Here is a 15,964-nt window from a genome sequence, read left to right as displayed (position 1 = left end):
TGATATTGTTATATAATAATATAGTTATAAATTCTAACTGCTAAACTTGATTAATAAGTTAAGTATTCAAGCATAGCGAATTTTTTATTGAAGGAAGGTTAAATTTATGTTACTAAAAGAAGTAATAAAAGGCTTAGATATTTTAGATACTAAAGGAAGTTTAGATATTGAAATAGATAACATACAATATGATTCTAGAAAAGTAGGAGAAAATGACCTATTTATATGCGTTAAAGGATTTACAGTTGATGGACACAAATTTATAGATATGGCTATAGAAAAAGGTGCAAAGGCATTTTTAGTTCAAGAAGATATAGAAAGAGATGGAGTAACTTTCATAAAAGTTAAAAACACTAGAGAATATATGGCTAAAGTTGCAGATAATTTCTACAATCATCCAAGTCAAAGATTTGATGTTATAGGAGTTACGGGAACTAATGGAAAAACTAGCATAACTACATTTTTAAATGAAATACTAACATCAGCTGATAATAAAGTAGGATTAATAGGAACTATAAAAATATCTGATGGAGACAAAGAAATTGAATCAAATTCAACAACTCCAGAAAGCAGAGATTTACAAGATTACTTCGATCAAATGATAAATAATGGATGTAAGTATTGCGCTATGGAAGTTTCATCTCATGCATTAGCATTAAACAGAGTGGCTCAAACTAAGTATAAGGTTGGGGTATTCACTAACTTAACTCCAGACCACTTAGACTTCCACAAGGATTTAGAAGATTACAGAAATGCTAAAGAGAAATTATTCTATATGACAACTAATGCTAATGTTATAAATATAGATGATGAAGGCGGAAAAGTTATATATGAAAATATAAAAAATTTAGATACAAAATGCTACACTTATGCTATAGATCACGAGGCTGATTTTATGGCTAAAGATATAAAAATAGAAGCTAGAGGAGTATCATATAAACTTGTAACTCCAACTTATGAAGAAGATATATTTGTTCCGGTTCCTGGTAAATTCACAGTTTATAATACTCTAGCGGTTATAGCTACATGTTATGCACTTGAAATTCCTAAAGAAATAGTTCTAAATGGATTAAAAAATACAGGTGGAGTAGCAGGAAGATTTGAAGCTATATCTAATGAAACTGGAATAAGTGTTATAGTAGATTATGCTCATACTCCAGATGCATTAGAAAATGTAATCAAAACAGCTAGAGAGTTTGTTAAAAATAGAATAATAACAGTATTTGGATGCGGAGGAGATAGAGATACAACTAAAAGACCTTTAATGGGAGATATTGCTCAAAAACTTTCAGATATATGTATAGTAACATCAGATAATCCAAGGACAGAAGATCCAGAACTTATAATAAATGATATATTAGAAGGATTAGATAAATCTAAAGAAAATTATAAAGTTGTTATAGACAGAAAAGAAGCTATAAAAGAAGCTATAGAAATGGCACAAAAAGGCGATGTAATACTAATTGCAGGTAAAGGGCATGAAAATTACCAAATAATCGGTAAAGTTAAACATCACTTTGATGATAAAGAAATAGCTAACGAATTTTTACAAAATAAATAATAGTTTAAAATAGTGGGGCGCTCAGGTTAATATATAAGTTTTGATCCTAAAGCTGGAAAGATGCTTTAAAAGTCGCTAAATCTTATATATTCAATCTTCGCTAATCTGATTTTTAAACTTTAATTTTATCACATAAGGCAAAATACCTAATTAGGATGGGTAAGTCTGTTAATTTGTATAAGAGGGAGTGAGAGTATATTTTAGCTACATTTCAAGCGTTTTTTTAGCTTGTGTAGCAAACTATACTCTCACTCCCTCTAGTGTTATTAACTAAAAAAAGTATCGATAAAAAATATCGATACTTTTTCTATATTAAACGTTAAATCTGAATAGTATAACATCTCCGTCTTTAACTATATATTCTTTACCTTCAAGTCTAACTAAACCTTTATCTTTAGCAGCTGTCATTGTTCCTACATTAACTAAATCATCAAATGCTATAGTTTCCGCTCTTATGAACCCTCTCTCTATATCAGAGTGTATCTTACCACCAGCTTGAGGAGCTTTAGTTCCTACCTTTATAGTCCAAGCTCTAACCTCTTGAGGTCCAGCAGTTAAATAAGAAACAAGTCCAAGTAAAGCATATGAAGATTTTATAAGTTTATCAAGTCCAGATTGCTCAAGACCTAATGTTTCTAAGAACTCTTTCTTTTCTTCATCAGTGTCAAGTTCTGCTATTTCAGCTTCTATTTGAGCACATACAACAACAACTTCAGCATCTTCAGTTGCTGCGAATTCTCTAACTCTATTTACATATTCATTGTTTTGAGCTTCATCAGCTAAATCATCTTCACTTACATTAGTAGCATATATAACTGGTTTAGAAGTAAGTAAGTTTAATGAGTTAACAAATGCTTGCTGATCTTCAGTAAACTCCATAGTTCTAACACATTTACTATCTTCTAAAGTAGCCATTATTTCTTTTAAGAACTCAAGCTCTGAAGCTAAAGATTTATCTGCTTTAGCAGCTTTTTGAGTCTTTTGAATTCTTCTTTCTAATATTTCTATATCAGAGAATATTAATTCTAAGTTTATAGTTTCTATATCTCTTAAAGGATCCACTGAACCATCAACGTGAACAACGTTAGGATCTTCGAAGCATCTAACAACATGTACTATTGCATCAACTTCTCTTATGTGAGATAGGAATTTATTTCCAAGACCTTCACCTTTAGATGCACCTCTAACTAAACCAGCTATATCACAAAATTCTATAGCTGTAGGCACAACTTTTTTAGAATCATATAGTTCTTTTAATTTTTCTAGTCTTTCGTCCGGCACAGCCACAACACCTACGTTTGGCTCTATTGTACAGAAAGGGTAGTTAGCAGATTCAGCACCTGCTTGAGTTATCGCATTAAATAGTGTACTTTTACCTACGTTTGGTAAACCAACTATACCTAATTTCATATTGTATCTTCCTCTCTTCTTAAGTCTTATATTTATTTTAATTTAGACATACATTCTAATTATACATCATATATATTAGTCATGCAAACTATACTTTTAATGGAGTTGATTCAATGGTTATGCCAATTTGTTTAGGTATTTTATTTGGATTGAGCATTATATTTGATGGGTATATGGAGAATATATTTATTATAGCTGCGACAGTGTCTGTATATACATATTTTATATATTATGAAAAAGATTATAAAAAATTATTTGCAGGTTTTATAGTTTCGTTTTTAATAATAAATTTATCAATTGTAGTTTTTATAAAGGATGATATAAAAGTTAAATCTATAGAACATGGAGATATTCAAGATGAAACTTTAGTAATGCTTGTATATCATGGAGAATCTAAAAAATATAATATTAGAGAACGTGCAAATGAAATTTACTTTGATAAGGGATACGAGGCATACATATCTAGTATATATAACTTGCATAAGTATAAAGGGTACTATGAAAATCTAGGCACTAGTGAATTTAAAGACACTGCACATAAAATTTCATCTGGGCTAAGATCTAAACTAGGATCTAAATACAAAGTTGCTGATGCATATATGTACACTAAACCATATTTTGAAAATATGGTACAAGAGGTTGTAGAACTAGGATATAAAAATATAATAATATGTCCGATGTTTATAACAGAGGGGAAAGACTTTGATATATTTAACAAAAGGTTAGATAGTATGAATCTTAATAAATATGGAGTGAATATTAAACTTACTGATGTTTTTTATAAATCCAACAATTTAGCAAAGTCATATACCAATGAGATTTTGGGAAATATAAAAAATGAAGATGTAGACTCAGGTGTTCTTTTAATAGGATTAGAAGATGAAAATAATTTAGAACAAGATATTATTTTTAGAGAAAAAATAAAATATTACATAGAAAAAGAGAAAAATACAAAAATTCAAATAAAATTACCACTTTTAGAAAATAATAAAGACGATATAATAAAATCAGGAGAGCAACTTCTAGAATATGGAATTGATGTATTGCATGTAGTTATTCCTACATGTACAATTGATAACATGTACAATAAAAACTTAGTTGAAAGTATTTTAAAAGAATTAGATACTTCTGAAGTTAGATTTCATTATATAGAACCAAAAGATAAAGTAAAGATACTTATTGATGAAATGTATGCTCAAATATTGTTAATAGAAAAATAGGAGGATTATATGGAGAATATAAAAAAAATAAATTTAGATGAGAATATAAATTTAACTTTAATACAGTCTAAAAAATTTAAAACAAATTTAGTTAGCGTATACATACAAAGAATTTTAGACAAAAACGAAACTACAAAAAATGCGTTAATTCCAAATATGATAACTAATGCAAGTAACAAATATAAAACATTAAAAGATATATCTAATAAATTGGAAGATTTGTATGGTGCGTCTATTTTAGCTGATGTAAGTAAGCGAGGTGAAAGACAGATTTTAAATATAAAATTAGTAACAACTAATGAACAATATCTAGAAGAACCTATATTTACAGATGCGATAGAATTTTTAAATGAAATAATAAATAATCCACTAACAGAGAATGGTGGTTTTAAAGAGGAATATCTTAAATTAGAAAAACAAAATTTAGCTGAAAGAATAAAAGCTAAGATAAATGATAAAGGAAGATATGCGCTAGAAAGATGTTTTGAAGAAATGTGCAAAGATGAAAAGTTTAGTATAAGTGAATATGGATATATAGAAGAAATTGATAAAATAAATGGTAAAGATCTATACAATCACTATAAAGATATTTTAAAAACATCTCCTATAGATATTGTTATAGAAGGTGAATTTGATGAAGAAAAAGTTATAGATATTATAAAAAATAAATTTAAATTTGAAAGAGAAAAAGTCATAGAAATACCTAGAGAAAAATATGAAAAGAATGTTAAATCTGTTAAAAATATAGTTGATAAAATGGACATAGCACAGGGTAAATTAGTTATGGGATATAGAACGAATACAGATTTTGCAGATGCAAAAAATTATTACCCTCTAGTTGTAGGATGCAATATTTTAGGTGGAGGACCACAATCTAAAATGTTTATAAATATAAGAGAAAAAGAAAGCTTATGTTACTATATATATTCATCTATAGAAAAATATAAAGGAATACTATTCATATCTTCAGGTATAGAAACTCAAAATTATGAAAAAACAACAGATTTAGTTAGACAACAAATAGAAAGTATTATAAATGGAGATATAAGTGACGAAGAACTTGAAAATAGTAAAATATCACTTACAAGTTCTATGAGATCTTTAAAAGATAGTATAGGTGGATTATCTGATTTTAAATTTTCTCAAGATATAAGTAAAACAAATTTAAGTATAGAAGATATTATTAATTATGTAGAAAAAGTTAATAAAGAAGAAATTATTAGTGTGTTTAAAAAATTACAATTAGATACTATTTATTTCTTAAGAAATTAGGAGGAGTATATGGAAAAGATAGTTAACGATATATTAAAAGAAGAACTTTATTATGAAAAATTAGACAATGGACTTGATGTATATTTTATGCCTAAAAAAGGGTTTATGAAAAAATTTGCAGTGTTAGCTACTAATTATGGATCTAATGAGTTAGAATTCATTCCTATAAATGAAAATGAAAAATTTAGAGTAAATGAAGGTATAGCACACTTTTTAGAACATAAAATGTTCGAGCAACCAGATGGTGGAAATGCATTTGATAAATTTTCTAAGTTAGGAGCTAGTGCAAATGCATATACTAATTTCACTATGACTGCATATTTATTTTCTTGTACAGACAACTTTTATGAAAGCTTAGAGCACCTTATAGATTATGTACAAACTCCATATTTTACAGATGAGAATGTAGAGAAAGAAAAAGGGATAATTGAGCAGGAAATAAAAATGTATAATGATGACCCTGACTGGAATGTATATTTCAATTGCTTAAGAGCAATGTACAAAGATTATCCTGTAAATGTTGATATAGCAGGAACTGTGGAAAGTATATACAAAATTACAAAAGATGAACTTTATAAATGTTATAATACATTTTATAACCCGGGAAATATGGCTTTATTTGTAGTAGGGGATGTCGAAGTTGACAAAGTTATGGAAAGTATCAAAAAAAGTAATCACAGTAATATAGAAAAACTAGATCATAGTATAAAAAAATTTTATCCTGAAGAATCTAAAGAAATAAATAAAAAAGAAATAGTTGCAAATTTCCCTATATCAATGCCTATGTTTAACATAGGATTTAAAGATGATAACGTAGGAATTAAGGGGAGAGAACTGCTTCGTAAAGAAGTTGTTACAGAAATTCTGTTAGATATGATTTTTAAAAGAGGTAGCGAAGTATTTGATGAATTATATATGAGTGGACTGATAAATGATAATTTTGGATGTGGATTTACATCTCAAGTTGATTATGCATTTACTTTAGTAGGAGGAGAATCTGAAAGTCCTATGAAAGTAAAAGATGTTATATTAAAGTATATAACTAAGTATCAAAAAGAAGGACTATGTGAAGAAGATTTCAATAGAATAAAAAAGAAAAAAATGGGTCAGTTTATAAAATACTTTGATTCAGTAAACTTTATAGCTAATAATTTTATAGCATATAAGTTTAAAGATATAAACTTATTAGATTATTTAGATGTTATTAAGGAAGTAGAGTTTAAAGAAGTAGAAGAAAGATTAAAAAATCATTTAAAAGAAGAGTATTGCGTAATCTCAATAGTAGAACCTAAGTAAATTTAAAAAGTGCTAATTATAGCACTTTTTTTACGCTTAAGCAAAGCACACCTATGAAAGAATTATGGACAATCTATGAAAATTAGTTATATCAGGTTTATATGTTTTAAGCTCAAAAAAAGCTTTGTTTTAAAGTGAAATAGTTAAAGAAAATTGATGGTTTATAGGTAATATGGTATTATTTAGTTTATAAAAGGAGGGAGAGCTAAATGATAGATATACATTGTCATATATTGCCACAAGTAGATGATGGGTCAAAAAGCTTAGAAGAATCTATAGAAATGGCAAAAATAGCACAAAATGAAGGCATTAAAAAGATAATTAATACATCCCACTATCATCCAGATTTTAAATATAAAAGTGGAGAAGAGTTAAAAGCAATATTAAAAAGCTTTAACAAGAAATTAAAAGATGAAAATATAGATATAGAAGTTCTTTTAGGAAATGAGCTTTATTTTACAGATGATTTATTATGTGATTTTGAAAAATTAGAGTTTCATAGCTTAAATAACAGTAAATATATATTAGTTGAGTTTTCGCCTAATAATTTTCCTAATAATTTAGCAGATATAGTGTATGAATTAAAGTTAAAAAAATACATACCTATACTAGCGCATGTAGAAAGATATCCTAAAGTACAAGAAAGTCCAAATATTATATATGATTGTATAAATGAGGGAGCTTTAATTCAATTGAATGGAGCTAGTGTAATAGGGAAAAATGGGAAAGAGGCAGAGAAGACTAGTAAAATTTTACTAGAAAATAATATGGTTCACTTTATAGCGACAGATGCACATAGTAGTACAAAGAGAAGACCACTAATTAAAGAAGTATATGATTACATAAGTAAGCAATATGGAGAAGAAAATGCAAAAAATATATTTGAAGAAAATCAAAAATGTATTTTAGAAAATAAAGATATATGCATTTTAGAACCAACAAAATACATAGAAAAGAAAAATTTATTTAAAAGACTATTTAAAAGGTAGGGATTAGTTTATGGATAGAATTGCATTTACTATATTTGGAATAGATGTAATGTGGTATGGAATACTTATGGCAACAGGTATGATTTTAGGTACATTAATAGCATTGAAAGAGGCTAAAAGAGTTGGAATCAAAGAAGATGATATATTAGATTTAGCAATTATTGCAATTCCGGTAGGACTAATAAGTGCCAGATTGTATTACGTAATATTTAATTGGGAATATTATTCTAATAACCCATCTCAAATATTCAATTTTAGAGGTGGTGGAATGGCAATACATGGAGCTTTAATAGGTGGAATATTAGCAGGATATGTATTTTCTAGATATAAGAAGATTGATTTTCTAAAATTAGCAGATACTGTTATACTTGGAATGCCTTTAGCTCAAGCTATAGGAAGATGGGGCAATTTTATAAATAAAGAAGCTCATGGAGGCCCAACTAATTTACCATGGGGAATAATGGTAGATGGAGTAAAAGTACATCCAACTTTTCTATATGAATCTATATGGGATTTTGGTATATTTATATTCCTATGTATATTTAGAAAAAAGAAATCTTATGAGGGTCAAATTATAGTTTTATATGCTATACTATATTCTTTAGGAAGATTTTTTATCGAAGGGCTTAGAACTGATAGCCTTATGATAGGACCTCTTAGAATGGCTCAAGTTATAAGCTTAGCAGGCGTAATAGGGGGAATAATAGTCCACCTATATTTATCAAAGAAAAATAAAAAAGAAATAGATGATACTAAGGAGCGATAAAATATGGAATTTCATCACGTATCGGTACTTTTAGATGAGTGTATTGATAATTTAAACATAAAACCAGATGGAGTATATGTTGATTGTACAATGGGTGGTGCAGGCCACTCCAAAGAAATAGTAAAAAGACTTTCTAAGGATGGACTTTTTATAGGATTTGACCAAGATATAAACGCTATAAATACAGCAAAAGAAAGGCTGAGTGAATATAGCGATAGAGTAAAATTTGTGCACAGTAATTTTCAAAATTTAAAAAATGAATTAGAAAAAATAGGTGTATATAAAGTGGATGGGGTTCTAGCGGATTTAGGTGTTTCATCACACCAATTAGATGAGGCTGATAGAGGATTTTCATATATGCAAGATGCACCTTTAGATATGAGAATGGATATAAGATGCAGTTTTTCAGCTTATGATGTTGTAAACACATATAGTGAAGCGGAATTATCAAAAATAATAAAAGATTATGGAGAAGATAATTGGGCTAAACGTATAGCTAAGTTCATAGTAGAAGGACGTAAAGAAAAGAACATAGAAACTACAGGTGAACTAGTTGAAATTATAAAAAAAGCTATACCTAAGAAAGCTAGAATAGATGGGCCACATCCAGCCAAAAGAACTTTCCAAGCTATAAGAATAGAAGTAAACAATGAATTAGGTGTTATAACTGAGATGATAGATGATGCAGCTTCTATTATGAATGAGGGCGGAAGAATATGTATAATAACTTTCCACTCTTTAGAGGATAGAATTGTAAAAAATGCATTTAGAGATTTAGCAACAGATTGTATATGTCCACCACATATTCCTATATGTCAGTGTGATAAAGAGGCTTTAGTAAAAGTTATAACTAGAAAACCAATATTACCAACAGACAAAGAAATCGAAGAAAACCCAAGATCTAGAAGTGCAAAATTAAGGGTTGCTGAAAGAATATAGAAGTCTAAGCGAAAGCTTAGACTTTTTTGTTTTTTATTGTTTTAATTTTGTATTAAGACTAAAAAGGAAGGAGTATATAGAAAGTTAAATATAATATATATCTATTTATTTATAAAAAAGTAAGGGGATATGTATGAAAAGAAAAAATAAAATAAAAGATATAAATGAATATAGAGCAAATAAAAAGAATATCTATAAAAGAAGAATGGTAAAAAAAATTACAAAGTGGGTTATAAAGTTAGGAGTTGTAGCAAGTGTTTGTTGTATAATTTTTGCGTGTATGTATGGATATAGTGAAGTTGCAAAATTAAAATATAAAATCGGGGATTTAGAGTCTGAGTTACATAATAAAACTATAGAAAAAGAAAATTTACAAGTAGATGTAGATCTATTAACTAGAAGTAGAGATATAGAAAAGAAAGCTAATGAGAAATTAGGGATGGACTATCCTAAAGAAAGTCAGATGAAGTACATAGAAGTACCTAATTAGGGGGGATTTGCTTGAGTAAAATAAAGAGATTGAGTAAAAAAAGGTTAGTAATTGTTTTAATACTAGCATGCTTTGTTTTTACGATGCTTATATTTAGGACTGGATACTTACAAATAATTAAAGGGGATTGGCTTACAGAAAAAGCTTTAGATCAGCAAACAAGAGATATACCAATAGAACCTAAAAGAGGTACTATATATGATAGAAATATGAAAGAGCTTGCTGTAAGTGTTACTAAGTATACAGTTTGGGCTAAACCGGTTGAAGTTAAAGACAAAGAAAAATCAGCTAAGGTAATATCTGAAATGATAGGTGAAGACTATGATGATGTTTTAAAATTGTTAAAAAAGAAAAACATGGCTTTGGTAAAAGTAAAAAGATGGATAGATGATAAAACAGCAGAGAAAATAAGAGACTCTAAATTACCAGGGATATGGGTAGCTGAGGATAATCAAAGATATTATCCATATGGAAATTTTGCTCCATACGTAATCGGACATACATCAGACGATGCAACAGGAATTGCTGGGATAGAAATGCAATATGATAAACACTTGAAAGGAAAACCAGGAAGACTTATTGTTAGTACTGATGCATCAGGAAGAGAAATTCCTCATGGTATGGAAAAATATTATGAGCCAGTGCAAGGAAATGGATTAGTTCTTAGTATAGATGAAGTAATTCAACACTATACTGAAAAAGCAGTTCAAAAAGCTTATGAAATAAATAATGCTAAAAGAGTTACGGCAATAGCTTTAGATCCAAAAACCGGTGATATTTTATCTATGGCATCAAAACCTGACTATGATCCAAATGATTCAAGAACGCCTATATATCCATACTACGAAGAAGAGCTTGAAAAATATAGTGATAAAGACAAAATAAAAGGATATTTCTCAATGTGGAGAAACCCTGCAGTTAGTGATACGTATGAACCAGGATCTACTTTCAAACTTATAACATCATCCGCATCTGTAGAAGAGGGTGTTATAAAAGATGGAGAAAAATTTGTATGTACAGGTAGTGTTACTGTAGGTGGAAGAAAATTGAAATGTTGGAGACATTATAGACCGCATGGCGCTCAAGAATTTAAACAGGCAGTTCAAAATTCTTGTAACCCAGTTTTTGTTGAGTTAGGGCAAAGATTAGGGGTGTCTAAAATGTATGATTATATAGAAGGATTTGGATTCATGGATAAAACTAATATAGATTTACCTGGAGAAGCTAAAGGTATTTTATATAATGAAAAAAATGTAGGACCTGTAGAGTTAGCAACTATATCATTTGGGCAATCGATATCCGTTACTCCTATGCAATTAATAAGTGCAATAGGTGCAATAGCAAATGATGGAAAACTTATGGAACCTAGAGTAGTTAAATCAAAAGTTGATAATCAAGGAAACGTAACAGAAAATATAAAACCAAAGGTAGTTAGACAAGTAATATCAGAAGATACATCTAAAAAAATGTTAGAAATAGCTGAATCTGTTGTAAGTGAAGGATCTGGTAAAGCTGCATATATACCTGGATTTAAAATAGGTGGTAAAACAGGAACAGCACAAAAGGTTATAGATGGTAAGTATGCACAAGGTAAATATATATGTTCTTTTGTGGGGATAGCTCCTTGTGATGATCCACAAATAGTAGTATTAGCTATAGTAGATGAACCAACTGGTGTTAGTGCATTTGGTAGTACAACAGCAGGACCTATAGTAAAAGAAATCATGAATGATTCGCTAAAATATTTAGGGGTTGAACCTAAATATACTGATGAAGAAAAGCAAGAATATGAAAAACCTAAGGTAAAGGTACCAAATATTGTTGACTTAAGTATAGAAGATGCTTTAAAGGTATTAGAAGAAAACAAATTAAAACCGATACAAGATACAGACACAGAGGTTGATGGAAGTGCAAAGGTTAAAGAAATTTTCCCTCCTGCAGGATCAGAAGTACCACAGGATTCTGGAATAGTAATTTACACAGATAATTAAAAGACAATATAGGAATAAACATCTTCAAAAATATTAATATATAGTATATAATTAATGAGTTAATAATTTAAAGAGCAATGTATATAATTTATATACATTGCTCTTTATTAGGATTTCTAAAGGTTTACAAAAGTGTAAAATAATTAGTATTCTATAAAATTATATATTAAAATATTATAAGTATAGATGATGAATATAAAAAGATTTATAATATTTAAGGAGATTTACTTTAATTAAGGAGGTTTAGTATGGAATCTTTATCTATAAAAGAACTAGTTATAGCAACTAAAGGTACGTTGGTAAAAGGTAATGAATCAGATGAAATACAAAATATAGTTATAGATAGTAGAAAAGCAAAATCTACGGATGTATTTATAGCTATAATAGGTGAAAGCCTAGACGGACATAAATTTATGCAGTCAGCATATGAAAATGGATGTAAAACTTTTATAAAAAACATAAGTAATAGCATAAAATTTGAAAGTTCGGATATAAATTTAATAGAAGTAGAAGATACAACGAAGGCTCTTGGAGATATAGCGAATTTTTATAAATGCAAATTTGAAATACCATATATTGGAGTTACAGGTAGTGTCGGAAAAACTACAACAAAAGACATGATATATGCAGCTATATCAACAAAATTTAATACTCTAAAAAATGAAGGGAATTTCAATAATCATATAGGGGTTCCTCTTACACTGTTCAATTTAAACTCTAGTCATGATTGTGCAATAATAGAAATGGGAATGTCTCATTTTAACGAAATAGAGTATTTAGCAAATATGGTTAATCCTAAGATAGGAGTAATATCAAATATAGGATTATCTCATATAGAAAATTTAGGATCTCAAGAAGGCATATTAAAAGCTAAGCTAGAAATCACTTCAAACTTTGACGAATCTAACACTCTAATAGTAAATGGAGACGATGAATATCTAAAAAAAATATGTAAAGATAAATTAAATTATGATTTAAAAACTTTTGGATTTGACCACAATAATGATATATATTGTACAGAGTACTCTATAGGAGAAGAAGAACTAAGATTTACATGTATGATAGATAATAACAAAGAGGAAATATATATACCTACAGTTGGAAAACACAATATATATAATGCAATGGCAGCTATACTTGTAGGATTAAGCTTAGAAATGGATTTAAAAGATATAAAAGAAGGTCTTAAAAACTTCAAAGCAAGTAAGATGAGATTGGATATTATTAAAAAAGATGATTTAACAATAATTAATGATGCATATAATGCAAGCCCAGATTCTATGAAAGCTGCATTAGATATATTAGGGAGATATGAAAAAAGAAGAGTAGCAATACTTGGAGATATGTTTGAGATGGGAGAACATTCAGAGTATGGTCATAGACTTGTAGGAGGATATGCAAAGGAAAATGTAGATGTTTTAATAACAATAGGAGAAAGCTCAAAGTTTATAAGTGATGAAGCAATTAAACTAGCTTTAAATAGTTCTAATGTGTACCATTTTGACAATAAAGAAATAGCAATCGAGAAATTAAGTGATATAATAAATAAGGATGACGTAGTTTTAGTTAAGGCGTCTAGAGGTATGCAATTAGAAAATATAGTACAATATTTAAGCAGGTAGACAATAATTAAGAAATAGCCAGCGAGGGAGAGGAGTTATATTATGTTAGGAATAACACAACTTACGTATACAGCGATGATTTCATTTCTAATAGTGATTATACTAGGACCGATTTTTATACCTATGTTAACTAAGTTTAAGTTCGGTCAAACTGTAAGAGATGATGGACCACAGACACATTTACAAAAAAATGGAACACCTACAATGGGTGGTATAATGATGATAGTAGCAATACTAGTTACAGTTCTTACAAGAACAAAAGTAAGCTCAGATATGACAATGGGGCTTTTATGTATAACAGGATTTGGTTTTGTAGGATTTGTAGATGACTTTTTAAAGATTAAATTTAAAAGATCATTAGGATTAAAAGCATATCAAAAGATTTTACTACAAATTGCTTTAGCAACACTTTTAGCATATTATCAATATACTAATTCACCAAGTGCTGCTCAATTATTAATACCATTTACAAGCTTTACGATTAATTTAGGGCCGTTATATGTACCTGTTATGGTATTTGTAATACTTGGAACTGTAAATGCAGTAAACTTAACAGATGGATTAGATGGATTAGCATCAGGAATAACTGTTATAGTATCTGGATTCTTTATGTTACTTGCAGCTAATTATGGATATACAGATGTAGCTATACTAGCAGCAGCTACAGTAGGTGCATGTATAGGATTCTTAGGATTCAACTCATATCCTGCAAGAGTATTTATGGGTGATACAGGATCTATGGCATTAGGAGGGGCTGTTATTTCATTTGCAGTACTTACAAATAATGTTCTTATAATACCTATAGTTGGAGGTATTTATTTCGCAGAAGCTATATCTGTTATACTTCAAGTAGGTTCTTATAAACTAAGAAAGAAAAGAATATTCAAAATGGCACCTATACATCATCACTTTGAGCAATGTGGATGGCCTGAAACAAAAGTTATATTTGTATTCTGGATAACATCTATAGTATTAGCTTGGATAGGTATAATAGCAGTATTCTAATTTACGGGGGTTAGAGCAATGGATTTAAAAAATAAAAATGTCTTACTTGTAGGACTAGCAAAAACTGGCGTATCAACTATAAAAAAATTAAATAAATTAGGTGCAAATATCATAGTAAATGATATAAAACCTAAGGAAAAATTAGAAGGAATAATAGAAGAAATAGATAATTTAGATAATATAGAATATGTTTTAGGTAAACACCTTGAAAATATAGAAAATATAGATTTAACTATAGTATCTCCTGGAGTTCCTTTAGACTTGCCTTTTATAGAAAAAATAAAATCTGAAGGCATTAAAATAATAGGAGAAGTTGAATTAGCATATAAATTATCTAAAAACCCTACATTCATAGGAATAACAGGAACAAATGGAAAAACTACTACTACTAGCTTAGTAGGAGAGATGTTTAAAAAAGCAAATAAAGATACATATATAGTTGGAAATATAGGTAATCCAGTTATAGACACTGTTGATTTAACTAATGAAAACTCATATCTTGTAACAGAGTTAAGTAGCTTCCAATTAGAAAGTATAGAAGACTTTAAACCTAAAGTAAGTACTATAATAAATATTACAGAAGATCATTTAAATAGACATCATACTATGGAAAACTATATAAATGCTAAAGCTAGAATATTTAAGAATCAAGACAAGGCGGATTTTACTATATTAAACTATGATGATTCTATTGTTAGAGATTTAGGTGAAAGCAGCAATGGAAATGTTTTATACTTCTCAATAAAAGAAGAAGTAAAGCAAGGTGCATATCTAGATAAAAATAACAATATAGTTATAAAGGTAGATGGTGAAGAATTAGTTCTTATGAATAAATCTGAATTGAGCTTACCAGGAAACCACAATTTAGAAAATGCTATGTCGGCTATTTTAATGGCATACGTATTAAATATCGATACTGACGTTATAATAGACACATTAAGAACATTTAAAGGTGTAGAGCATAGATTAGAGTTTGTTACAAATAAAGATGGTATTATGTTTGTAAATGACTCTAAAGGAACAAACCCAGATTCAACTATAAAAGCTATAACTTCATATGAAAAACCTATAGTTTTAATAGCTGGAGGATATGAAAAGCAAAGTGATTTTACTGAAATGATTAAATATGCAACTAAAAATGTTAAGGCTTTAGTCCTATTAGGACAGACTGCAGAAAAAATAGAAACAACGGCAAAAGAACATGGAATTGATAATATATCAAAAGTTGAAGATATGGAAGCTGCAGTTAAAAAAGCTTATGAAATAGCTGAATCAGGGGATGTAGTTTTATTATCACCAGCTTGTGCAAGTTGGGATATGTATCCAAACTTCGAGGCAAGAGGATTAGACTTCAAAGAGAATATATATAAATTATAGATATATAACCGGGAATGGAGGTAGGT

The 15,964-nt window shown here is 28.7% G+C and carries 13 protein-coding genes; 12 read left to right on the top strand and 1 reads right to left on the bottom strand.

Annotated features, from left to right (window positions below):
• Positions 1 to 106: 106 nt before the first annotated feature.
• Positions 107 to 1,561: a UDP-N-acetylmuramoyl-L-alanyl-D-glutamate--2,6-diaminopimelate ligase gene (locus GFJ41_RS10395; protein WP_170075271.1), complete on the top strand. Its 1,455-nt coding sequence runs from the start codon at positions 107 to 109 to the stop codon at positions 1,559 to 1,561.
• 312 nt (positions 1,562 to 1,873) lie between these two features.
• On the opposite strand, the gene ychF is transcribed toward GFJ41_RS10395, so the two are convergent.
• A complete protein-coding gene (gene ychF / locus GFJ41_RS10390; protein ID WP_021430018.1) occupies positions 1,874 to 2,971 on the bottom strand; it encodes a redox-regulated ATPase YchF in 1,098 nt (365 codons plus the stop codon).
• A gap of 113 nt (positions 2,972 to 3,084) precedes the next feature.
• On the opposite strand from ychF, the gene GFJ41_RS10385 reads away from it, so the two are divergent.
• The 11 genes from GFJ41_RS10385 (at position 3,085) to murD (ending at position 15,938) form a co-directional block, all read left to right on the top strand.
• Positions 3,085 to 4,191 (top strand): CbiX/SirB N-terminal domain-containing protein, encoded by a 1,107-nt coding sequence (locus GFJ41_RS10385; RefSeq protein ID WP_170075270.1) that lies wholly within the window; start codon positions 3,085 to 3,087, stop codon positions 4,189 to 4,191.
• Positions 4,192 to 4,200: 9 nt separating this feature from the next.
• Entirely contained in the window at positions 4,201 to 5,463 is a 1,263-nt protein-coding gene (yfmF, locus tag GFJ41_RS10380) for an EF-P 5-aminopentanol modification-associated protein YfmF (protein WP_170075269.1), read from the top strand.
• Positions 5,464 to 5,472: 9 nt separating this feature from the next.
• A complete protein-coding gene (yfmH, locus tag GFJ41_RS10375; RefSeq protein ID WP_035115477.1) occupies positions 5,473 to 6,759 on the top strand; it encodes an EF-P 5-aminopentanol modification-associated protein YfmH in 1,287 nt (428 codons plus the stop codon).
• A gap of 209 nt (positions 6,760 to 6,968) precedes the next feature.
• Positions 6,969 to 7,748 carry a tyrosine-protein phosphatase gene (locus GFJ41_RS10370; RefSeq protein ID WP_170075268.1) on the top strand — a complete coding sequence of 260 codons (780 nt, stop codon included), beginning with the start codon at positions 6,969 to 6,971 and terminating at the stop codon, positions 7,746 to 7,748.
• A 10-nt stretch (positions 7,749 to 7,758) separates the two neighbouring features.
• Positions 7,759 to 8,514 carry a prolipoprotein diacylglyceryl transferase gene (gene lgt / locus GFJ41_RS10365; RefSeq protein WP_035115474.1) on the top strand — a complete coding sequence of 252 codons (756 nt, stop codon included), beginning with the start codon at positions 7,759 to 7,761 and terminating at the stop codon, positions 8,512 to 8,514.
• Positions 8,515 to 8,517: 3 nt separating this feature from the next.
• Positions 8,518 to 9,453 (top strand): 16S rRNA (cytosine(1402)-N(4))-methyltransferase RsmH, encoded by a 936-nt coding sequence (gene rsmH, locus GFJ41_RS10360; protein ID WP_021430063.1) that lies wholly within the window; start codon positions 8,518 to 8,520, stop codon positions 9,451 to 9,453.
• Positions 9,454 to 9,586: 133 nt separating this feature from the next.
• Positions 9,587 to 9,943: an FtsB/FtsL family cell division protein gene (locus GFJ41_RS10355; protein ID WP_035115471.1), complete on the top strand. Its 357-nt coding sequence runs from the start codon at positions 9,587 to 9,589 to the stop codon at positions 9,941 to 9,943.
• A gap of 11 nt (positions 9,944 to 9,954) precedes the next feature.
• Entirely contained in the window at positions 9,955 to 11,934 is a 1,980-nt protein-coding gene (locus GFJ41_RS10350; RefSeq protein ID WP_085282451.1) for a stage V sporulation protein D, read from the top strand.
• 248 nt (positions 11,935 to 12,182) lie between these two features.
• Entirely contained in the window at positions 12,183 to 13,556 is a 1,374-nt protein-coding gene (locus tag GFJ41_RS10345; RefSeq protein WP_170075267.1) for a UDP-N-acetylmuramoyl-tripeptide--D-alanyl-D-alanine ligase, read from the top strand.
• A gap of 39 nt (positions 13,557 to 13,595) precedes the next feature.
• Positions 13,596 to 14,561, top strand: a complete 966-nt coding sequence (gene mraY, locus GFJ41_RS10340) for a phospho-N-acetylmuramoyl-pentapeptide-transferase (protein ID WP_025162704.1) — start codon at positions 13,596 to 13,598, stop codon at positions 14,559 to 14,561.
• A gap of 18 nt (positions 14,562 to 14,579) precedes the next feature.
• Positions 14,580 to 15,938: a UDP-N-acetylmuramoyl-L-alanine--D-glutamate ligase gene (gene murD / locus GFJ41_RS10335; RefSeq protein WP_170075266.1), complete on the top strand. Its 1,359-nt coding sequence runs from the start codon at positions 14,580 to 14,582 to the stop codon at positions 15,936 to 15,938.
• Positions 15,939 to 15,964 lie beyond the last annotated feature (26 nt).

This window comes from Paraclostridium dentum (assembly GCF_012922555.1).
GTDB lineage: Bacteria > Bacillota > Clostridia > Peptostreptococcales > Peptostreptococcaceae > Paraclostridium > Paraclostridium dentum.
This window is presented reverse-complemented; position numbering and strand designations above follow the sequence as displayed.